The following is a 21,665-nucleotide window of genomic DNA, read 5'->3' on the forward strand; positions in this document are numbered from 1 at the left end:
GTGCCGGTGATCGCGGAGCAGCCAGCATGGCAACAGTAAATGCGATGCTGGTGGGCGCGGTGCTGGCGTGGGGGCCTCTGCTGATTGTATTCATCTATATCCTTCGGGACATGCGAAACGCGCCCCGTGACCCCGATTGACTTGAAACGGCGGAATGTCACTAATTTGTAGGGTGGCAAAGCGAAGCGTGCCCACCATCAAGAAGCGAACTCGGTGATAGATGGTGGGCACGGCGCAAGAGCGCCTTTGCCCACCCTACGCACCGAGCACGCAATCTCCACGCCCTCGTGCTTGAGCAGCCAGCGCTTGCGCTCCAGGCCGCCGCCGTACTTCACCAGCGAACCGTTGGCGCCGATCAGGCGGTGGCAGGGCAGGACCACGCTGATCGGATTCGAACCGTTGGCATGGCCGACGGCGCGGACGGCGCGCGGCATCCGAAGTTTTGCGGCGAGCGCGCCATAGCTCATCGTCGTCCCTGCCGCGATCTTCGGTAGCGCGTTCCAGACCTTCTGCTGGAACGGTGTGCCGGCGACGCGCCATTCGATCGCTGCGAGGCGGTCGAGGTCGCCCTTGAAATAGCCGGTCAAGGCGGCGCGCAAATCACGCGGCGCCCGCCCGTTGTTCAAACTCACCGAGCCATAATGCAGGCGCAGCAATTGCTTCATGCGCGGCTCATAGTCTTCCCAGTCCAGCGCGCGGAGCAGGCCGTCCGCATCGGTAACCAATAGCGCCGTGCCGATCGGCGTTGGCAGGCGGTCGAGGTTGAAGTTCTCCGGCATCGTCACCCCTGAAAATATCCGCGAGCGGCCCCGCACTTTTCACCTGCGGCGTGTTGGTGTCCACCCGAATTCCGCTGCCGGTTGGCCGGATCCTCTACGTGCAGGCGGCGCCCACGGCGCTCGCCTTGGTGCTGCTCCGGCTGGCATAACGGCCTCCCCGTACTGCCTTGCATTGGCAAAACCGTTCCGCCACACTCGCTCCCAACGATGACGTCCGGCCTTCCGAACGGATGACCGGAACAGGATCATCGGTCGAGATTATGGGAAGGGAGCAGCGATATGAGAAGTGGCGTTCTTCATCTGATCGCAGGCGCGGCGGTCGCGATCGCGCTGGCGTCACCCGCCAACGCGCAGAAGAAATACGATACCGGCGCGAGCGATACCGAGATCAAGATCGGCCAGACCGTTCCGTTCTCGGGACCGGCCTCCGCCTATGCCGGCATCGGCAAGACGCAGGCCGCCTATTTCAGGATGATCAACGAAAAAGGCGGCATCAACGGCCGCAAGATCAACCTGATCCAGTATGACGACGCCTACTCGCCGCCGAAAGCCGTCGAACAGGTGCGCAAGCTGGTCGAGAGCGACGAGGTGCTGTTCACCTTCCAGATCATCGGCACGCCCTCGAACGCCGCCGTGCAGAAATACCTCAACGCCAAGAAGGTGCCGCAGCTCCTCGCCGCGACCGGCGCCTCGAAATTCACCGATCCCAAGAACTTCCCCTGGACCATGGGATACAATCCCAATTACCAGTCGGAAGGGCGCATCTACGCCAAATACATTCTGCAAAATCATCCCAACGCCAAGATCGGCATTCTCTATCAGAACGACGATCTCGGCCGCGACTACGTCACGGGCCTGAAGGAAGGGCTCGGCTCCAAGGCCGCGTCAATGATCGTCGCCGAAGTCTCCTACGAGCTGACCGATCCGACCATCGACTCACAGATCGTCAAATTGAAAGCAGCCGGCGCCGACCTGCTCTACGACGCCTCGACGCCGAAGTTTGCGGCGCAAGCGATCAAGAAGGTCGCCGACCTCGGCTGGAAGCCGGTCCATATCCTCGACATCAATGCGAGCCCGGTCTCGGCGACGCTGAAGCCGGCGGGCCTCGACATCTCCAAGGACATCATCTCGACCAACTACGGCAAGGATCCGGGCGATCCGCAGTGGAAGGACGATCCCGGCATCAAGGCCTATTTCGCCTTCATGGACAAATATTACCCGGAGGGCGACAAGCTCAACACCGTCAACACGTATGGCTACGCGACGGCGGAATTGCTGGTGAAGATCCTGCAGCAATGCGGCGACAATCTCACCCGCGAAAACATCATGAAGCAGGCGGCCAATCTGAAGAACCTCACCGGCAGCCTGTCGCTGCCCGGCATGGTCACCAACACGTCGCCGACCGACTACCGTATCAACAAGCAGATGCAGATGATGAAGTTCAACGGCGAGCGCTGGGAGCTGTTCGGCCCGATCATCGAGGATACCGGACCGAGCGGTTAGGCCCCGGCTCTTCGTGTCCTGGACGCGGTGCAGCGCGTAGCGCTGCTCCGCAGTGCCAGGACCCACCGCCGCTCGGTACTGGTCCCGGCTCTGCGGCACAGCCCGGACGATGCTTCGCATCGCCTAGGCTGCACCGCGCCCGGGACGAGATTCCCTGTCTGCGTTGAGCTTCTCATGCATTAATTGAAGGCAAGCGGCGCATTGGATTCTTTTTGTGCAGGCGGAACCCGCCTCCTTCACCAAAAAGTCCTGCATCTCCAACTGCGTCTTGCATTGCAACATGGCTTCCGCCACTATTGCGGCAGCGATGAGGCGCGCCCGGCGCCTAACGGCAGCGGGCAAACTCATCGGCTCAATCATAAACTCACGAGGAATGCAGCATTATGAGGAAGGGTATTTTCTATCTGGCCACCGGCACGGCGCTCGCACTTGCGCTGTCGGTTTCGACGGCGTCGGCGCAGAAAAAGTACGACACCGGCGCAACCGATACCGAGATCAAGATCGGGCAAACCAATCCATTCAGCGGCCCCGCCTCCTCCTATGCCACGATCGGCAAGACCCAGGCGGCCTATATCAAGATGATCAACGACCAGGGCGGCGTGAATGGCCGCAAGATCAATCTGATCCAGTATGACGACGCCTACTCGCCGCCCAAGGCGGTCGAGCAGGTGCGCAAGCTGGTCGAGAGCGACGAGGTGCTGCTGACCTTCCAGGTTCTCGGAACGCCTTCGAACGCAGCGGTCCAGAAATATCTCAACTCGAAGAAGGTGCCGCAACTGTTTGCCGCCACCGGCGCGTCGAAGTTTACCGATCCGAAGAATTTCCCGTGGACGATGGGCTTCAACCCCAACTACTTCGTCGAAGGGCGCATCTACGGCCAGTACATCCTGAAGGAACATCCGAACGCCAAGATCGGCATCCTCTATCAGAACGATGATCTCGGTAAGGACTATCTGAACGGCATCAAGGCCGGCCTCGGCGACAAGGCCGCGAAGATGGTGGTGGCGGAAGCTTCCTACGAAGTCTCCGACCCGACCATCGATTCGCAGATCCTCAAGATCAAGGACGCCGGCGCGGACCTGTTCTTCTCGGCGACGACGCCCAAGCAGGCGGCGCAGGCCATCAAGAAGATCGCCGAACTCAACTGGAAGCCGGTGCACATCCTCGACATCAACGCGACCTCCGTCGGCGCGGTCATGAAGCCTGCGGGGCTCGAAGCCTCCAAGGGAGTGATCAGCGTCAACTACGGCAAGGATCCGCTCGATCCGACCTGGAAGGACGACGCCGGCATGAAGAAGTATTTCGAGTTCATGGCGAAGTACTATCCCGAGGGCGACAAGGACTCGAGCTTCAACTCCTATGGCTACATGACCACGCAATTGCTGATCCATGTGCTGAAGGCGTGCGGTGACAATCTGACCCGCGAGAACGTGTTGAAACAGGCCACCAACCTGAAGAACGTTCAACTCGACCTGCTGCTGCCGGGCATCTCGGTCACCACCACGCCGACCGACTATCGCGTCAACAAGCAGCTGCAGATGATGAAGTTCAACGGCGAGCGTTGGGAAATGTTCGGCCCGATCCTTGAGGACGCAGGTCCGGCGGGCTAGGCCCGTTGAGCCAAGAGAACGATCGGCGGAAGAGCGATCGGCGGTCCTTCGGGACCGCCGATTTTTTTCATGTCGTCATTGCCGGGCTCGACCCGGCAATAACTGCCAGACCTCATCCTGAGGAGCGCGGAACGCGCGTCTCGAAGGATGAATGGCACCAGCAGGGCCACATGGTTCGAGACGGCGCTACGCGCCTCCTCACCATGAGGGTTGTAGTGCGAGATTACTTCGGAATCTCGCCGAACGTCTTGCCGGCCGGCAGCACGGCGTGGCGGATCAGGCGGGAATCCTCGACCGCGGCCTGGCGGTGCTTTACCGCCTCGCGGTAGACGGGATCGCGGATCATTTCCGCAAACGCCGCGACATCAGGATATTCGGCGATGAAGCAATGGTCCCAGCGTTCCTCCTGCGGTCCGATCAGCATCAGCTCGAACCTGCCCTGCCACACGATCCGTCCGCCGAGCCGTTCGAACACCGGGCCGCTTTCGCGCCCATAGGCTGCATAGGCCTCCGCGCCGGTCGCCTTGCGGCCGTCGGGGTAGGCCGCCTCGGCGCGCAGCCGGACCAGATTGAGCATGTGGATCGGACCCGGCCGATCATTGGCCCGAAATTGCGCAAACACTTCCTTGGTCGGATCGATATGGCCCATGCCGTTTTCTCCTGCAAACGCTGTCGTTTGCGTCAATCCTAATACGGGCCCGCCGCACCTCCTAATCCGGCATTAACCTTTCCGTAACCGACCCTTAAACAGCGACCGGTAGCGTGCGGCGGGACGGGTGTGAACGGCGTTTGGCATGGCGTGGGGACGGAAAAAGAGCGGCGGACGCAAGGAGCCGCTGTTTGGGCTTCCGGCAGCGCTCGCGGAGCTGCGCCTCTCGCCCGAGGATCGCATTCCTGCTGCCACCGACGACGACAAACCGAAAAAGCCAGTGCCGAAGCGCAAGCACGATGACGACGAGGACGAGCCGCCGCGCGAGCGTAAGCCGCGCGCGGCGCGTAGCGGCGCGAAGCGGCGCTCGAAACGCCGCTTCAGGATTGGCCGTCTCGTTTATTGGGGCGCCGTGCTCGGCCTGTGGGCGACGATCGCGATCATCGGCATCGTGGTCTGGGTCGGCGCGCATCTGCCGGCAATCCAATCGCTGGAAATTCCAAAGCGCCCGCCAACCATCCAGATTGTCGGCATCGACGGCAGCGTGCTGGCCTCGCGCGGCGAAGCGCCGGGCGCCAATGTCGCGCTGAAGGATCTGCCGCCCTATCTGCCGAAGGCGTTCATCGCGATCGAGGACCGCCGCTTCTACTCGCATTACGGCATCGATCCGGTCGGCATTGCACGCGCGGCGGTCGCCAACATCCTGCATCGCGGCGTTTCGCAGGGCGGCTCGACGCTGACGCAGCAGCTCGCGAAAAACCTGTTCCTGACCCAGGAACGGACGATCGCGCGCAAGCTGCAGGAAGTGGAGCTCGCGCTATGGCTGGAGCGCAAGCATTCCAAGAACCAAATTCTCGAGCTTTACCTGAACCGCGTCTATTTCGGCTCCGGCGCCTATGGCGTCGAGGCGGCGGCGCAGCGTTATTTCGGCAAGCCGGCGAAGAACGTCACGGTCGCGGAAGCCGCGATGCTGGCCGGCCTCGTCAAGTCGCCGTCGCGGCTGGCGCCGAACCGCAACCCCGAGGGCGCGGAAGCACGCGCCCAGATCGTGCTCGCGGCGATGGCGGAAGCCAAGTTCATCAGCGACGCCCAGGCCAAGGCTTCGATCGGCCATCCCTCCTACAACGTGAAGCCGGCCGGCGCCGGCACCATCAACTACGTCGCCGACTGGATCGGCGAAGTGCTCGACGATCTCGTCGGCCAGATCGACCAGAGCATCGTGGTCGAGACCACGATCGATCCGAAGCTGCAGAGCGTGGCGGAAGCCGCGATCATCGACGAGCTAGCGGCCAAGAGCGTGAAGTTCCATGTCACGCAAGGCGCGTTGGTGGCGATGACGCCTGACGGCGCGGTGCGCGCCATGGTGGGGGGGCGGAACTACGCCGAGAGCCAGTATAACCGCGCAGTCACCGCCAAACGCCAGCCCGGCTCGGCGTTCAAGCCGTTCATCTACCTGACCGCGATCGAAGGCGGGCTTTCGCCGGAAACGATCCGACAGGACGCGCCGCTCGACCTGAAAGGTTGGCGGCCGGAGAACTACACCCATGAATATTTCGGCTCGGTGACGCTGACGCAGGCGCTGGCAATGTCGCTCAACACGGTCGCGGTGCGGCTCGGCCTGGAAGTGGGGCCGAAGAACGTGGTGCGGACCGCGCACCGGCTCGGGATTTCATCAAAACTCGAGGCCAATCCCTCGATCGCGCTCGGCACCTCGGAAGTCTCGGTCATTGAGCTGGTGGGCGCCTATGCGCCGTTTGCCAATGGCGGACTCGGCGTCTCCCCGCATGTGGTGACGAAGATTCGCACCAACGAAGGCAAGGTGCTGTACAGGCGCACGGCCGATCCGCTCGGCCAGGTGATCGGGCCGCGCCATGTCGCGATGATGAACACGATGATGCAGGAGACGCTGCTCTCGGGCACCGCGCGCAAAGCAGAGATTCCGGGCTGGATGGCCGCCGGCAAGACCGGCACCAGCCAGGATTTCCGCGACGCCTGGTTCATCGGCTACACGGCCAACCTCGTCACCGGCGTCTGGCTCGGCAATGACGACAACTCGCCGACCAAGAAGGCGACCGGCGGCGGCCTGCCGGTGGAAGTATGGACCCGCTTCATGCGCTCCGCGCATCAGGGCGTGCCGGTGGCGGGCCTGCCGAACGCGCAGCGCGGCGGATTTTTGTCGAACATGTTCCAGACCGCGTCGCAGGTCAGTGCACAGCCGCCGCAGTCGGCGCCGGTCCCATCAGGCGGATATCGGCCTGCGCCGGCACGAACCTCCGCGCCGCCACCCAATCCAAATGCTCGCCCCGAGGCGGCTGCAGGACTCGATGGCTGGCTGGTGGATCGGCTGTTTGGAAGGTAGGTGACCCAGAGCATATTGTGCAGAGCAGTTGCGTCAGCCGTCCTTAATTGAAAAGCAACGCCTGGATCTATCCGGCGCTACAGCACGCACCCTGCGCGTTAGCTGACGGTTTGCTTGTTCTGCCGACTTTGCAGGGTAGCGATCAGGCACGCCAGACAAATCGCCCAAATAACGCCCTTCAAGACGATCGATCCTGTGTCCGTGTGCGGGTGATCAGGGCGGAACGTCTCGTTTCGCAGCCACGCTTCGAGATGAGCAGCGAACGGAACGAACATGCCGCCCGTGGCATAGGCCCAGGCGACCGCCATTATTTTTGGTGCTGTGTCATACCTCCTGGACCAGCTCCAGGCGGCCCACAACAACAAGACTCCACATAGATAATCCTCGATCATGGTGGTCGCATTGACTGAGAAGTAGCCGATGCCGCGACGGGCGGTTTCGCCTACGAGAAAGACGAATGCCATGACGTAGGTAAGGTAGTAGACAACTGTCATCGTTGATCCTTCCCTGCCGTCGGATTTTCACAGCGCCGCCGGCAACCCCGCATCCCAGATAAGCAACCCGAAGCCTCCGACGCACCAGGGCCGCAGCAATGCCGCAGCCCTGGCAGGCCTCTGACTACTTGACCTCTTCGATCTCCCCGACACGCCAAGTCTTGTCGAACCACGGCTCGAGCGGCCCGTAGAGGCGGAAGATCGCGAACCAGCCTTTGTTCGGCACGGACGCAACCCAATTGGCTTCCTTACCGGCAGGCGCCTTGGGTCCGAAGTAGATGTCAACCGAGCCGTCGGCGTTCACAATCAGCTTGTCGCGCTTGTTGTTCTTGCTCGGGAACGGCTGCGACGTCTGCAGTTCGGAGCGCGTCTGCGGATCGTAGAGCACGACCGACCAGAAATCTTTCGCTGGAGCGTTCGCTGGAACGCTGAGCCGGTAGGTCTTCGCACCGTCGAATGGCCTATCTGAGCTATCGGCGAAGCTCACGGCGTATTGCGAGCCTCTGCCGATGAGCTTGGCCGCCATCGCGGGCGTGTTCACGGTGTAGCCGTAATAATACACCGTGCGCGCATCGAGATTGCGGCCGCCGATCCCATCGTCGTCGATGAAGCGATAGTCGGCGCCGCCGAACAGGGATTTCCATTGGCTGTTCGGGTAGATTGCCGACCGGGGATCGCGACCGCGGAAACTCACGGCACGGGCGGTGGCGTTGCCGACGGCGACGGCATCGGTAAGGATCTTCTTCATCCGCTCGTCAGGCTTGAACGGCGTGCCCTTGCGGATGCCGATCGAAGCGGCGAGGCCGCGCAGTTCGGGCTCGATGAGGTCGAGCGGCTCCTTCTGAATCACATGATCGAGCTCCTGGTAGAACTCGAAATTGTTGGCGTGGATGGTGTTGAACGGCATCTTCGATCCGTTGAAGAATTCCATCTTCGGCGGATTGCTGGCCTTGCTGAGCGGATAGACCTTGACGCCCTCGCGGAACATTTTTGAAGCCGCATCCGGCTTGCCGTCCACCAGGAAGCCGCGAAGGATCAGCCAGTTCACGTTCGACGGAGAGCGCGCGATGAAGTATTCGCCGCCATCCTTCTTGTCCTTCGGCAGAGCGCCCTTGTAGCCGGCCGGCGCGATCAGATACTTGCCGCCCTTGCCCTGGTCCGGTCCGGGGGCGCCCATATCGATGACGAAGCGGAAGAAGGCATCGTTGACCGTGCCGGGCCCGCTGCCGAGAGGAACTTCAACGACGGTCGGCCCGTCGGTCTCGAGGTCGAGGATGACGCTGCAGTAGACCGTGTCGGTGTTTCCGGTGAGAAACAGCGGACTGGAGTCGAGCAACTGATCCATGATCACAGCCTGATTGCTCTTTGTTGCGCCTATCTCGGCGTTGCCGAGGCGCATCGCCTCCAGGGACGCCGCGGGAATGAAGTTGAGAAACACCTCGACGCCGCGCAGGAAGTCGAGATGATCGTAGAGCTTCTTCGTCGTCTCGTCCGTCGGCACGCCATCGACGAAATTGAGCGTTCCGATCGGGGAGTCGACCTTGTCGGGCGTCAGCAGCTTTTCCGGAATCTTGTTGTTGAATCCCAGCGTGGGATTCACGCCGGGGGCGGCGGTCTGCGCGTGGGCTGCAGTGAAGGTCAGCGCGCCGGCAAGGGCGGCGGCGACAAGGTCATGCTTGCGGATGATCTTCATGATGGCTCTCCTGTTTTTTCGGTGCGGCTCACTTCACTTCTTCGATCTCGCCGGGCCGCCAGGTCTTGTCGAACCACGGTTCGAGCGGACCGTAGAGGCGCAGCAGCGTGAACCAGCCCTTGCCGGGAACGGTCTGGATCCAGTTGGCCTCCTTGCCGGCGGGCGCCTTGGGGCCGAAGTAGAGTTCGACCGAGCCGTCAGCATTGGCGACCAAGTTGTCGCGCTTGTTGTTCTTGCTGGGGAAGGGCTGCCCGGTCTGCAGCTCCGAGCGGGTCTGCGGGTCGTAGAGCACCACGGACCAGAAGTCCTTGGCGGGAGCATTGGCCGGCATCTTGACCCGGTAGTTCTTTGCACCGTCGAACGGCGCGCCGGCCGTGTCGGCCACGCTGAGTGCATATTGCGAGCCCCTGCCGACGATCTTCGCGGCCATCGCCGGCGTGTTGACGGTGGCCATGTAGAAGAAGTTGGTGCGGGCATCCACGTTGCGGCCGGACATACCGTCGCCGTCGAGCCAGCGATAATCGTTGCCGATGAAGCCTGTCCTCCACTGGCTGTTCGGATAGATCGGAGAATTTGGATCGCGGTTGCGGAACGCGATCGAGCGCGAGGTGGCGTTGCCGACCGCGACGGCCTCGGTGAGGATTTTCCTCATCCGCTCGTCGGGCTTGAACGGCTTGCCCTTGCGGATGCCGATGGCGGCGGCGACGCCGCGCAGTTCCGGATCGAACAGCTCCAGCGGCTCCTTCTGGATGACGTGATTGACTTCCTCGTAGAATTCGAAATCGTTGGCATGGACCGTATTGAACGGCACCCTGGATCCGTTGAAGAACTCCATCTTCGGCGGATTGGCAGCCTTGCTGAGCGAATAGATCTTGACCCCTTCCCGGAACATTTTTGAAGCCGCGTCCGGCTTGCCGTCAACCAGGAAGCCGCGGAGAACGAGCAGGTTCACATAGGAAGGGGACTGAACGACGAAGTAGCCCGACTGCGGCAACTCGCCCTTGTAGCCCGCGGGCACGATCAAATACTTGCCGCCCTTGCCCTGATCCAGGCCCGGTCCGCCCATGTCGACGACGAAACGAAAAAACGCGTCGTTGACTGTGCCGGGTCCGCTTCCGGCGGGAACCTCGACGACGGTCGGCCCGTCGGTTTCGAGGTCGAGATAGGCGAACAAATAGACAGTGTCCGTGTTGCCCGTGAGCAGCAGCGGATTGGAATCGAGCAACTGATCGACGATCACGGCCTGATGGGTCTTGGTCGCGCCCATCTCGCCGTTGCCCCGCCGCAGCGCTTCCAGTGACGCCGCGGGCATGAGGTTGAGAAACACCTCGACTCCGCGCAGGAAGTCGAGATTGTCGTAGGCCTTCTGCGCAGTTTCGGCGGTCGGCACGCCGTCGACGAATTTGAGAGTTCCGATGCGGGTCTCGACCGAATTGGGCGTCAGGATTTTCTCGGGAATCTTGTTGTTGAATCCCGGTGTTGGATTCACGCCGGGGGCAGGCACCTGGGCATTGGCTCCTCCAATCGCCAGCGCGCCGGCGAGCGCGGTCATCGTCAGTGTGTGCAAATGCCTCATCGAGATTCTCCCTTTCTACTTATTTCGTCGCAACGCGTCGTGTCGGCGCCACCGTGCTGGCCGGCGCCATCGGCGAGATTGAGAATGTCAGCCAGGCATTCCAGCCGGCGCCGACCTCGTCGGCACCAGCGGAGCCTGGCGAAAACATCGTCGCGAACAAAAGGCATGCGGCTGCGCGGGTTCTCTGGAACATGATCACCCCCCAATGCTCCGAGACAACGCATCAGTTGAAATGGCGGAGCGCGCATCGCCGCGCTCCGAAGTCACGTCGCCGGCAAACGATGATGATGCGGCGCTAAGCGCCGACGGCCTGCGAACATGGACGCCGTCGATGACGCCTTGCCGATCGCAGCGGCGTCAGCCACTTCAGCGCCTGCCAACCCGGTTGACGGGCCCACCACGATTCATCGGTGTGCCCGGTCGTATGCCCACTCCGCGGGCCCCGACACCGGGGGTCACCACGGCCCGCGCGACCGGCCGCGGCCGCAGCACGACGCCGGGCCTGACGACACAACCGGCAGGATAGTCGACGTATTGGCAGTAAACTACTGCGCTGGCCGGTTTAGTGTCTGCGACTACGAAGCCAGCGATCAGCAGCGATGATAACGCAATCGAAAGTTTCATTCTTGCCTCCTCCATTTGCCTCATCAATGTCAGGCGTGAGTCAGCGGCACCGGTAGCAATTCGGCCGCAAGCGTCCGCTGCCTGTGAGCAAGGAAGCGCGATCATCATCGGCACGCAGTGAGCAAGGGAGAAATGGCGGGAAAGACATCATAACGCGAACCTTCCCACGATACGTAATGAATGGTGACGTTCTCTTTGTTCGCACTCAAGCGAACTCAGCGTAGCGTAGATACGTCATCTCACAGCGCGCAATTATGACTATCCGGATTCTGCAAAATCGCGCGCGGAGTATCCGCTTCCTGCAAAAATTCGGTGTAAGCTATCCGGATGCCGGTTCATAGAGTGGTGGGGTCCATGTCGATGTCGCCTGAAGGTTCGTCGTCTGGGCCGCAGCTCGTCGAAGGGCATTTCGAGGACTTCGACAACATGGCAGCCGCCGCGCGCGCTTGGAATCAGGAGTATGAGCAGATCGGGCGCGGCCGCTTTCGGGGAAGGTTGATCCAGCTCGTGCTGGACAAACTGCAATTGGGTCGCGAGAGCTGGTCGCCCGGCATTCTCCAGCGTGGCAGCGCTCCGGCTGGTACCTGGGTGTTCGGCCTGCCGCTTGCTGCGGAGGGATCGCTTCATATCCGAAGACGGCCGGTGCATGCTGGCGAACTGCTGGCAGCGACATCGCACGACGACATCGGTTTTGCTGCGACCGGCCCCACCGACCTGATGGTCGTGGTGCTGCCGACGCAGTTGATCGATCGCTGGTTGCAGGCCCGGCGTGGGATCGACAGGTTCGACGTCGATCTTCCTTCTCCACGCTGGCAAGTGTCCGCTGCCGAAATGTCCCAGCGCGCCGGCGCGCTCTGCAGCCTGCTGCAGACGCTGACGAAGCAGCCGAACGATTTCCTTTACGGCAACAGCAGCCTGTCCCGGATCGAAGAACGGATTTTCGATGCGATCCTTGACATGATCCCGTCCGCGGAGGTCATCGAGCCGCTGCACAGCCGCGCCCGTATCGCACGCGCGGTACTCAACCTTCTACAAGCACGGCTGGACGATCCGCCGACCATTACGGAGATTTGCGTGGCCGTCGGAGCGCGCGAGCGGACACTTCACCTGAGCTGCGTCGAGGCTTTCGGCCGGCCGCCTGCAGCACTGCTTGCCGAGCTCCGGCTCAACGCCGCCCATCGCGCGTTTTCACACCCCGGCAGAGAAACCAGTATCACCGCAGTTGCCGCGCTCTACGGCTTCACCCATTTCGGCCGCTTCGCGGCCGTCTATCGGCGTCAGTTCGGTGAGCTTCCATCGGCCACCTTTGCCAGGGCGCGAGGTGCCTGACGCCGATCGCACCGACCTGCTCGGCCGGCGAATGTCGGTCGCCGCAAGTGTCTCGGTGCCACCGCCCAATTTATCGGCGAGCCGGCAAGCGGCAGCCGGACTCGATGGCTGGCTGGTGGACCGGCTGTTTGGAAGGTAGCGATACGCGCGCCACGATTTCAGGCCGTCATACCCCGCGAAGGCGGGGTATCCAGTACGCCGCGGCCTCTCGGCTGATCACCACCGTCTCTGGAACACTGGGCGGATTCGCCCGGTCAAGCCGTGCGATGACAATAGTGCGTGCAGGAGCGACTAATCCTCAACCCCATAGCGGTGCAAATCGTTGCCGTGGGTGTCGAGCCAACGCTTGGCGCGTTCGACATGAATGCAGATGCGGTCGACAACCCTCCAGAACCTGGCTGAATGGTTCATCTCGACGAGATGCGCCACCTCATGGGCGGCGAGATAGTCGAGCACGTAGGGCGGTGCGAGGATCAATCGCCAGGAATACGACAACGACCCGGCCGAGGTGCACGAACCCCAGCGGCTCGACTGATCGCGGATCGACACCCGCCTGACCCGCACGCCAAGTTCCGCGGCATAGGCGAGCGATGCCTTGTGCAGATCCTTGCGCGCTTCGCGCTTGAGGAAGTCGTGGACGCGCCGGTCCATGTGATCGTAGCCGCCGGCCACGCATAAAATCTTCTCGCCGCTGTCGCGGGTTTCGGTCCACACCGTGCCGCGTTCGCCGGCGCGATGCACCAGGCGATGCGGCACGCCGCGCAACGGTACGATCGTGCCGGGTTGAAAGGGCGCAGCCTTCGGCAAACGGCCGAGACGGGCGGCGATCCAGCCGCCGTGAAGCTGCGCAAAGTCCTTGGCTTCCGCGAGCGTGCCGCGCGGCGGCATCGTCAGGATGGCTTCGCGATCGGTTGGATGAATGCGCAAGGTGTAACGCCGCGCCCGCCGATGTCGGCGCAGCCTGATCGCAAAGACTTGCGAGCAGTGTTTGACCAAAAGAGTCGCGGGTTCGGCGGGCCGCCGATAAAGGAGGGCGCGAGTAGCCATTTCTTGGAGTCCGGGGAGCAGGAGTTCGCCCGGATTCTGCCATATCCGCCGCCAAGGAAATCGCATCTAAATCGCTCGGCGCAAAAACAAATCATTTGCCCAATATACAGGGGCTGGGCGACGAATCGCCCCTAGGGGCAGGGGCTGGAACCCAAAACTTTTGACGGAACCGGACGTCAAAATCGGCGCCAAGGAATGAGTCTGAACTCACCCCTTGATTCGACCGAAATCCGGATTGTTTGAATCTTCTCAGCAACTTATCGGCGAGACGGAATCGGTGCCGCCGGCGCGCTATTCGGCCGCACGGACCAATGTTGGCTTGATCTTAGCTGCTGACTCATTGGTATTCGTCGCCGACATCATGAAATCGGAGATGCGCGGCACGATTTCGGAACGGAATCGCGATCCGTTGAACACGCCGTAGTGTCCGACGCCCTTTTGCACGTAATGCACGCGGCGATGATCGGGAATATGGGGGCACAAAGCGTGCGTCGCTTCGGTCTGGCCGAGCCCCGAGATGTCGTCGTTCTCGCCTTCCACCGTCATCAGCGCCACGCGCCGGATCTTTGACGGATCGACCGGCTTGCCACGGTGAGTCATTTCGCCCTTGGGCAACGCGTGCTTGACGAACACGAGATCGACGGTCTGCAGGTAATACTCCGCCGTCAGATCCATGACCGCGAGGTACTCGTCATAGAACTCGCGGTGCTTGTCGACCATGTCGCCGTCGCCCTTCACCAGATTGTTGAACAGCGCCTTGTGCGCGTCGGTGTGGCGGTCGAGGTTCATGGAGATGAAGCCCGAGAGCTGCAAAAAGCCCGGATAGACGTCGCGCATCACGCCGGGATGCGGGAACGGCACTTTGGTGATGACATGGTTGCGGAACCAGTCGATGCCGCGCTCGGCCGCGAGGTTGTTCACCGAGGTCGGGTTGCGGCGGGTATCGATCGGGCCGCCCATCAAGGTCATCGACAGCGGCACGAAGGGATCGCGCACCGCTTCCATCACGGAGACCGCCGCCACCACGGGCACCGAAGGCTGACACACCGCGATCACGTGCATGTTGCCGCCGAGCACATGCAGCATCTCGATGACGTAATCGACGTAGTCATCGAGATCGAAGCGACCCTCGGTGAGGGGAACCATGCGCGCGTCGGACCAGTCGGTGATGTAGACTTCATGCGTCGGCAGGAACGCCTCGACCGTGCCGCGCAGCAGCGTCGCGTAATGGCCGGACATCGGCGCCACGATCAGGACGCGCGGATGGGGCGCGCGCAGCGGCCGGGTCAGCTTACGATCGAAGTGCAGCAAACGGCAGAACGGCTTTTCCCAGATCGAGCGGACCTCGACGGGCGTATGGATGCCGTTGACCTCGGTGAAATCGAGCCCCCATTCGGGCTTGCCGTAGCGGCGCGTGGTGCGCTCGAACAATTCGCAGGCCGCTGCGATCGATTTACCGAATTGCGTGTGCGACCACGGATTGAGCGGGTTTTGAAAGAGGATCTTGGTGGCGTCGGTCACGGCGCGTGCCGGATTGAGCGACGCGTGGCCCAATTCGTACATCCAGTACATCGGCGTCGTGAGCGCCGGACTGCCTTCGGCCACCAGCGGCGGTGCGCCGCCAAACTCACCAATCGGCATTTTATTTCTGACCTTCTGTTTGCGCCGCAGCATAGTGCAGAATGCAAAATAATGCGTCAATGCGCCGAACGGGCCTGTCCACGCGCCAAAAGGCGTAGAAACCCCGGAAAACCACGGGAAACTGTGACTTATTCGCCACCCCCGAGCAAAGATCCGTGATGTTTGGCACTGCGCAAGAGAGCGAGGAAGATCGCAAAGGAAGCGGTAAACAGCACCGCGTTGATGGCAAGTGACCAGACCATCAGGTCGGCTCTAAGCACGTGATCGATCAATAGCGCGCGCATGCCTTCGAACACATAGGTCGGCGGCAGCATCCACGCGATCCATTGCAGCCAGGCCGGCAGCACCGCGACCGGATAGTAGACACAGGCGAGCGGCATCAAGCCGAACATCATTGTCCAGACGATGCTCTCGGCGCCCAGCCCGTTGCGCAGCACCAGGCCAGAAACAAAGATCCCGATCGACCAGCTCGTGAAGATCAGGTTGCAGAAGAACGCGATCAGCGGCAGGCCAATCGCGAAGAAATTGAAATCGAAGAAGAACAGCGCCAGCAGCGTCATCGGAATCACGCCGATCGCGAGCCGGATCAGGCTCATGATCATCAGCGAGATCAGGAACTCGATCGGCTTCAGCGGGCTCATCATGAGGTTGCCGAGGTTGCGCGCCCACATCTCCTCGAGAAACGAAATCGAAAAGCCGAGCTGCCCGCGGAACAGGATGTCCCAGAGGATCACAGCGCCGATCAGCGTGCCGCCGGCGCGCGCGAAGAAATTGTCATTCTGCGCGATGTAGTTCTGCAGAAAGCCCCAGGTGATGATCTGCAGCGCCGGCCAGTAGATCAGCTCCAACAGCCTCGGCCAGGACGACATCAGGAGATACCAGTAGCGCAGCACCATCGCCTGGATGCGGTGCGCGGAGATCCCGTGATGGGTGTCGGTAGCGCTCATGGCGCGGTCTCCGCCACCCGGCCGCGCGCGACGTCGAGAAACACGTCTTCCAGCGTGGTGCGGTTGTAGCGCGCCATGATCTGGTCGGGACTGTCGTCATCCTCGATGCGGCCGCGCTTCATGATGATGACGCGGTCGCACAGCCGCTCCACTTCCAGCATGTTGTGCGAGGCCAGCAGGATGGTGGCGTCGTGGGTCCTGCGATAGTCCTGCAAATGCTGCCGCACCCAGTCGGCGGTATCCGGATCGAGCGAGGCCGTCGGCTCGTCGAGCAACAGCAGCTCCGGCTGGTTGATCAGCGCCTTTGCCAGCGCGACGCGTGTCTTCTGTCCGGCCGATAGCTTGCCATTGGCGCGATCGAGAAAATCCTTCAGGTCGAGGTCGGAGGCGAGCTGCTCGATGCGCTCGGCGAGATTCTCCACCGCATAGAGCCGGCCGAAAATCGTGAGGTTCTGCCGCACCGTGAGCCGCATCGGCATGTCGACATACGGGCTCTCGAAATTCATCCGCCCGAGCACCTCGGCGCTCTGCTCCGGCATCGCGTGTCCCAGCACCTGGACGCGGCCCGAGGTCGGCAGCACGAGCCCCATGATCATGGCAATGGTCGTGGTCTTGCCGGCGCCATTGCCGCCGAGCAGCCCGGTGACGCTGCCGCGCGCGATCCGGAACGAGATATCGTCGACCGCGCGGGTGGTCTTGTAGAGTTTTATCAGATGCGCGACGTCGATCGCGGCGGGACCTTGCGGCCCGGCCGCGGGCGATTGCGCTGGTACTGTCTCGCTATCGGCCATTACGGCCCGTTCATTGGGCCATTGCGGCTGATAGCGCAAGGCTTTGCGCTCCTGGACGGCGGGAGAACCATGAGGTCCTGCCCCACACGCGATCCAACGAATTTGTGATCGCGCGCTGCGGCCGTTAAACTCCGGCAATGTCCGACGTCGCAGCCTCCGATTTCCGCCATCCGCATCGCTATGTCCGTCTCGATACGATCCTCCGGCTGCGCTGGTTGGCGGCGCTCGGCCAGCTCACCGCGATCTTCATCGTGGCGCATGGGCTGGAGTTCGAGTTTCCCGTTGTTGCCTGCGTGGCCATCGTCGGTATCTCGGCGCTGCTCAATCTTGCGCTGCAGGTTGCCTTCAACCCGATGCAACGGCTGGAACCGGTCTATGCGGCGGCGCTGCTCGCGCTCAACATCGTCGAATTGGCCGCGCTGTTGTTTCTGACCGGCGGCTTGCAGAACCCGTTTTCATTTCTGTTCCTCGGCCCCGTCCTGATCTCGGCGACGGTGCTGCCGATCCGGATGACGGTTGGCCTCGGGCTGTTGGCGGTCGCCTGCTCCTCGGCGCTGGTGTTCTTCCATCTGCCGCTGCCCTGGGACAGTGAAGACCCGCTGGTGCTGCCGCCGATCTATCTGTTCGGCGTCTGGCTCTCGATCGTGCTCGCGATCGGCGTCACCAGTCTCTATGCGTTCCAGGCGACCGAGGAGGCGCGCAAACTTTCCGACGCGCTGGCCGCAACCGAGCTCGTGCTGACACGCGAGCAGCATCTGACCCAGCTCGACGGGCTGGCTGCCGCCGCCGCGCATGAACTCGGCACGCCGCTGTCGACGATCTTCCTGATTTCGCGGGAGCTGGAAAAGACCGTCGAGGACAACGATCAATTGGCCTCCGATCTGAAGACCCTGCGCGAGCAGGCGCAGCGCTGCCGCGACATCCTCGCCAAGATCACCCAGCTTTCCTCGTCCGGGGCGCCGTTCGATCTTATGCCGCTGTCTACGCTGATCGAGGAAGTGGTGGCGCCGCACCGCGATTTTGGCGTCACGATCAGGGTGCGGCTTGCTGTCGCAGCCACCCGGGAGCCTGTCGGTGCCCGGAACCCGGCGATTCTGTATGGCGTCGGCAACATCCTGGAGAACGCCGTCGATTTCGCGCGGACCACGGTAGAGGTTAACGCCTGGTGGAACGCGGATACGGTCGAAATCGTCATCTCCGATGACGGCCCCGGCATCGCGCCCGACATGCTGAAACGGATCGGCGAGCCCTATTTATCAAGGCGTCGCAGCGCAGATGAAACCCACCGCGAACGCGCCGGCCTCGGCCTTGGCGTGTTCATCGCCCGAACGCTCCTGGAACGTACCGGCGCAAAGGTTTCGTTCTCCAACCGGACCTTTCCCGATCACGGCGCCGTGGTGCGAATCGCGTGGCCGCGCGTCCGCTTCGAGGCCGAGGAAAGTGCTGCCGGGCCAGTGGATTAAAAGGCGTTAAGGATTGAGGAAACGGGGGCTGCTCGACGCTGGGGCCCTTGGCAGTGCAAAATTACCGCGCCATATGGTCTATAAGTGCTCCGCATCCGCAACCGGGGATACCTTGCCTTGAACGACATCGCCGAACTGAACGATCTCGCCGACCGCTCGCTGCTGATCGTCGAGGACGACAAGCCGTTTCTGGAGCGCCTGTCGCGAGCGATGGAAACCCGCGGTTTCGCGGTGACATCCTGTGACACCGTGTCCGACGGGCTGGCGCAGATCAACAAGTCAGCGCCGGCCTTTGCGGTCGTGGACCTGCGGCTCGGCGACGGCAACGGGCTCGATGTGGTGTCGGCGCTCAAACGCAAGCGCCCCGACGCGCGTACCATCGTGCTGACCGGCTACGGCAACATCGCAACCGCTGTCACGGCGGTGAAGATGGGCGCGGTGGACTATCTCTCGAAGCCTGCGGACGCCGACGACGTGGTCGCGGCGCTGCTTGCCAGCGGCACCGAGAAATCCGAGTTGCCGTCCAATCCGATGTCGGCGGATCGCGTGCGCTGGGAGCACATCCAGCGCATCTATGAAATGTGCAACCGCAACGTCTCCGAAACCGCGCGGCGGCTGAACATGCACCGCCGCACGTTGCAGCGGATTCTCGCGAAGCGCGCGCCGCGGTGAATTTCGTAGGGTGGGCAAAGCGAAGCGTGCCCACCATTTACGACAACGGTCGCGGATAAATGGTGGGCACGGCGCGAACGCGCCTTTGCCCACCCTACAGCACCTTCGTCAAAACTCGCAGTGACCGGCAATGAAGCATTGGATTCGCTGGCTGCCAGGTCTCGACACCCTCCGTCGATATGAAGCGGCCTGGCTCAGGCACGATATCCTCGCCGGGCTCGCGCTGTCGGCCATGCTGGTCCCGGTTGGCATTGCCTACGCGGAGGCGTCGGGCTTGCCCGGCATCTACGGTCTGTACGCAACCATCATTCCGCTCTTTGCCTACGCATTGTTCGGCCCAAGCCGCATCCTCGTCCTCGGACCGGACTCAGCTCTTGTAGCTATCATCCTTGGCGTTGTCGTTCCGTTGTCTGGCGGGGATCCCGTCCGTGCGGCGGCCTTGGCCGGCATGATGGCAATCGTTTCCGGGGCGGTATGCATTCTGGCAGGCATCGCGCGCCTGGGCTTTGTGACCGAGCTGCTCTCCAAGCCGATACGCTACGGCTATATGAATGGAATTGCATTGACCGCATTGATCAGCCAACTGCCAAAGCTGTTCGGCTTCTCGATCGAGAGCGAAGGATCTTTGCGGAGCTTGTGGGCGGTCGCCGGTGCCTTCCTTGAAGGAAAGACCAACTGGGTGGCCTTCGGGATTGGGCTCGGCACGTTGACGGCTATCCTGCTGCTCCAGAAATACAAGCGGCTGCCAGGCATTCTGATTGCAGTCGTCGGGGCAACCGCCGCCGTCGCTGCGCTGGACCTTACGGCACGTTACAGCGTGGCTGTTCTGGGTCCTCTTGCGCAGGGTCTGCCGGGTTTCGCCGTTCCCTGGATCGGCCCCGCCGATATAGTCCCGGTGCTGATCGGCGGTTGTGCGATCGCGATGGTATCTTTTGCTGATACCAGCGTGCTTTCGCGGGCCTATGCCGCACGGTTGGGCGTTCATGTCGATCCCAACCAGGAGATGGTGGCGCTCGGCGCCGCCAATCTGGCAACCGGTCTTTTTCAAGGTTTTCCGATCAGCAGCAGCAGTTCGCGTACGCCGGTTGCGGAAGCCGCCGGCGCCCACACTCAACTGACCTGCATCGTTGGTGCGCTTGCCATCGCTTTCCTTCTGCTGGTGGCACCCAACCTGCTTCAGTATTTGCCCAACGCTGCGTTGGCCGCTGTCGTCATCGCCGCTGCGATCAGCTTGATTGAGGTTACCGACCTCAAGCGGATCTATCGCATTCAGCCGTGGGAGTTCTGGCTATCGATCTTCTGCTTTGCCGGCGTTGTCGCGCTCGGAGTGATTCCGGGAATAGGTCTGGCAATCGCCATCGCCATCGCCGAATTTCTATGGGACGCCTGGCGCCCGCACTCCGCCGTATTGGGGCGCGCCGACGGCGTCAAAGGTTATCACGACATCACGAGATATCCGGATGCACGCCAGATCCCCGGGCTGGTTCTGTTTCGGTGGGATGCGCCCCTGTTCTTCGCCAACGCTGAATTTTTCAAGGAGCGCGCTCTGGACGCGGTTGCGAAATCACCGACGCCGGTCCGTTGGCTAGTCGTTGCGGCGGAGCCGGTCACCGGCGTTGACGTCACCGCCGGCGATACGCTCGCCGTATTGGACGAGACGTTGCACGCACAGGGTATCGAGCTTTGTTTTGCCGAACTCAAGGATCCCGTAAAGGACAAGCTGAAGAAATTCGGACTATTGGCGCAGCTTGGCGAGAATTGCTTTTTCCCAACCGTCGGCGCAGCCGTTTCCGGCTACCTGGAAGTCCATGACGTAGAGTGGGAGGACTGGGAAGACCGAGCCAAACGTTAGGGGAGATTCCCTCACCTCATGGTGAGGAGCCGCGACAGCGGCGTCCCGAACCATGCAGGCCCGGCTGGCGGCCTCATCCTTCGAGACGCGCGTTCCGCGCTCCTCAGGATGAGGGGCGACCACCGAAACTCCCCGAACTAAAACTCCCCATGTCCCTGCGGATCTACCAGCCGGTTGATCCGCTGGGCTGCGGCCATGGCAAAACGCACCGTCATCGATTTGCGCGTGGCGGCCGGCAGGCGATGCTCGGGCGCCTCGCAATGCAGGTGTGCGCCATAGGCGTCGGCGATGATCAGGCCGGTGTCTTGCGGGAAGATCTTGCACGGCAAATCCTGCGTGAAGGCAAAGAACAGCCGGTCGCAATGCATCCGGTATTCCTGCCATTTCTGGTCGGCGCGCAGATCTTCCACTGACGACTTGATCTCGACGATCCAGATCTCGCCCTTCTCGTTCAGCGCCACCAGGTCGGCACGCCGGCCCGACGGTAGCGGCAATTCGCTGACGCACGAGAAGCCCAGCGACCGTAACAGCCGCGCGGTGCCGCGCGCGATCGTCAGCGCCGTCTCCGACTGACGACGGTCGGGCGGAGGCACAAGGCTGATGTGGCGGGCGGGTGATTCCATGACGCTCGAACTT

The 21,665-nt window shown here is 62.2% G+C and carries 18 protein-coding genes and 1 pseudogene; 7 read left to right on the forward strand and 12 right to left on the reverse strand.

Going from position 1 to position 21,665, the window contains the following annotated elements; genetic code table 11:
* Positions 1 to 197 precede the first annotated feature (197 nt).
* A complete protein-coding gene (locus V1292_RS06830) occupies positions 198 to 779 on the reverse strand; it encodes a methylated-DNA--[protein]-cysteine S-methyltransferase (protein ID WP_334371270.1) in 582 nt (193 codons plus the stop codon).
* A gap of 279 nt (positions 780 to 1,058) precedes the next feature.
* Between V1292_RS06830 and V1292_RS06835 the strand changes: the two genes are divergently transcribed.
* Together V1292_RS06835 and V1292_RS06840 are read left to right on the forward strand one after the other, a co-directional pair.
* Positions 1,059 to 2,282 carry an ABC transporter substrate-binding protein gene (locus V1292_RS06835; RefSeq protein ID WP_334371272.1) on the forward strand — a complete coding sequence of 408 codons (1,224 nt, stop codon included), beginning with the start codon at positions 1,059 to 1,061 and terminating at the stop codon, positions 2,280 to 2,282.
* 383 nt (positions 2,283 to 2,665) lie between these two features.
* On the forward strand, positions 2,666 to 3,892 hold the full coding sequence (locus V1292_RS06840; RefSeq protein ID WP_334371274.1) for an ABC transporter substrate-binding protein: 1,227 nt from the start codon (positions 2,666 to 2,668) through the stop codon (positions 3,890 to 3,892).
* A gap of 223 nt (positions 3,893 to 4,115) precedes the next feature.
* Here the strand turns inward: V1292_RS06840 and V1292_RS06845 are convergent, their stop codons facing one another.
* Positions 4,116 to 4,541, reverse strand: coding sequence for a DUF1330 domain-containing protein (locus V1292_RS06845; RefSeq protein ID WP_334371275.1), 426 nt, complete (start codon positions 4,539 to 4,541; stop codon positions 4,116 to 4,118).
* Positions 4,542 to 4,686: 145 nt separating this feature from the next.
* On the opposite strand from V1292_RS06845, the gene V1292_RS06850 reads away from it, so the two are divergent.
* Positions 4,687 to 6,900, forward strand: a complete 2,214-nt coding sequence (locus V1292_RS06850) for a transglycosylase domain-containing protein (protein ID WP_334371276.1) — start codon at positions 4,687 to 4,689, stop codon at positions 6,898 to 6,900.
* A gap of 98 nt (positions 6,901 to 6,998) precedes the next feature.
* Here the strand turns inward: V1292_RS06850 and V1292_RS06855 are convergent, their stop codons facing one another.
* The 5 genes from V1292_RS06855 to V1292_RS06875 all read right to left on the reverse strand — a co-directional run bounded on the left by V1292_RS06855 (position 6,999) and on the right by V1292_RS06875 (position 11,287).
* A complete protein-coding gene (locus tag V1292_RS06855) occupies positions 6,999 to 7,394 on the reverse strand; it encodes a hypothetical protein (protein WP_334371277.1) in 396 nt (131 codons plus the stop codon).
* A gap of 124 nt (positions 7,395 to 7,518) precedes the next feature.
* Positions 7,519 to 9,087: a DUF1254 domain-containing protein gene (locus tag V1292_RS06860; protein ID WP_334371279.1), complete on the reverse strand. Its 1,569-nt coding sequence runs from the start codon at positions 9,085 to 9,087 to the stop codon at positions 7,519 to 7,521.
* Positions 9,088 to 9,115: 28 nt separating this feature from the next.
* On the reverse strand, positions 9,116 to 10,663 hold the full coding sequence (locus V1292_RS06865; protein ID WP_334371281.1) for a DUF1254 domain-containing protein: 1,548 nt from the start codon (positions 10,661 to 10,663) through the stop codon (positions 9,116 to 9,118).
* Positions 10,664 to 10,682: 19 nt separating this feature from the next.
* Positions 10,683 to 10,856, reverse strand: coding sequence for a hypothetical protein (locus V1292_RS06870; RefSeq protein WP_334371283.1), 174 nt, complete (start codon positions 10,854 to 10,856; stop codon positions 10,683 to 10,685).
* Positions 10,857 to 11,029: 173 nt separating this feature from the next.
* A complete protein-coding gene (locus V1292_RS06875; protein WP_334371285.1) occupies positions 11,030 to 11,287 on the reverse strand; it encodes a hypothetical protein in 258 nt (85 codons plus the stop codon).
* Between the two features lie 426 nt (positions 11,288 to 11,713).
* Between V1292_RS06875 and V1292_RS06880 the strand changes: the two genes are divergently transcribed.
* Positions 11,714 to 12,616, forward strand: coding sequence for a helix-turn-helix domain-containing protein (locus tag V1292_RS06880; RefSeq protein WP_334371287.1), 903 nt, complete (start codon positions 11,714 to 11,716; stop codon positions 12,614 to 12,616).
* 291 nt (positions 12,617 to 12,907) lie between these two features.
* On the opposite strand, the pseudogene V1292_RS06885 reads toward V1292_RS06880, so the two are convergent.
* From V1292_RS06885 to V1292_RS06900, 4 genes and pseudogenes are all read right to left on the reverse strand, one after another.
* Positions 12,908 to 13,758: pseudogene (locus V1292_RS06885) on the reverse strand (M48 family metallopeptidase).
* 196 nt (positions 13,759 to 13,954) lie between these two features.
* The gene (locus tag V1292_RS06890; protein ID WP_334371289.1) at positions 13,955 to 15,304 is read right to left on the reverse strand and encodes a polyhydroxyalkanoate depolymerase; all 1,350 of its coding nucleotides are present in this window, start codon (positions 15,302 to 15,304) and stop codon (positions 13,955 to 13,957) included.
* 128 nt (positions 15,305 to 15,432) lie between these two features.
* Positions 15,433 to 16,251 (reverse strand): ABC transporter permease, encoded by an 819-nt coding sequence (locus tag V1292_RS06895; protein WP_334371291.1) that lies wholly within the window; start codon positions 16,249 to 16,251, stop codon positions 15,433 to 15,435.
* Positions 16,248 to 17,042 (reverse strand): ABC transporter ATP-binding protein, encoded by a 795-nt coding sequence (locus tag V1292_RS06900; RefSeq protein ID WP_334371292.1) that lies wholly within the window; start codon positions 17,040 to 17,042, stop codon positions 16,248 to 16,250. The genes V1292_RS06895 and V1292_RS06900 overlap by 4 nt, the downstream gene beginning before the upstream one ends.
* A 137-nt stretch (positions 17,043 to 17,179) precedes the next feature.
* On the opposite strand from V1292_RS06900, the gene V1292_RS06905 reads away from it, so the two are divergent.
* The 3 genes from V1292_RS06905 to V1292_RS06915 all read left to right on the forward strand — a co-directional run bounded on the left by V1292_RS06905 (position 17,180) and on the right by V1292_RS06915 (position 21,029).
* Positions 17,180 to 18,505, forward strand: a complete 1,326-nt coding sequence (locus V1292_RS06905; protein WP_334371293.1) for an ActS/PrrB/RegB family redox-sensitive histidine kinase — start codon at positions 17,180 to 17,182, stop codon at positions 18,503 to 18,505.
* A gap of 117 nt (positions 18,506 to 18,622) precedes the next feature.
* Positions 18,623 to 19,177, forward strand: coding sequence for an ActR/PrrA/RegA family redox response regulator transcription factor (locus tag V1292_RS06910; RefSeq protein WP_028347745.1), 555 nt, complete (start codon positions 18,623 to 18,625; stop codon positions 19,175 to 19,177).
* Positions 19,178 to 19,307: 130 nt separating this feature from the next.
* Entirely contained in the window at positions 19,308 to 21,029 is a 1,722-nt protein-coding gene (locus tag V1292_RS06915) for a SulP family inorganic anion transporter (RefSeq protein ID WP_334371294.1), read from the forward strand.
* Positions 21,030 to 21,166: 137 nt separating this feature from the next.
* Here V1292_RS06915 and V1292_RS06920 read toward each other — a convergent pair whose 3' ends face one another.
* Positions 21,167 to 21,652 carry an MmcB family DNA repair protein gene (locus tag V1292_RS06920; protein ID WP_334371297.1) on the reverse strand — a complete coding sequence of 162 codons (486 nt, stop codon included), beginning with the start codon at positions 21,650 to 21,652 and terminating at the stop codon, positions 21,167 to 21,169.
* Positions 21,653 to 21,665 lie beyond the last annotated feature (13 nt).

Source organism: Bradyrhizobium sp. AZCC 1719 (genome assembly GCF_036924525.1).
Classification (GTDB): Bacteria; Pseudomonadota; Alphaproteobacteria; order Rhizobiales; family Xanthobacteraceae; genus Bradyrhizobium.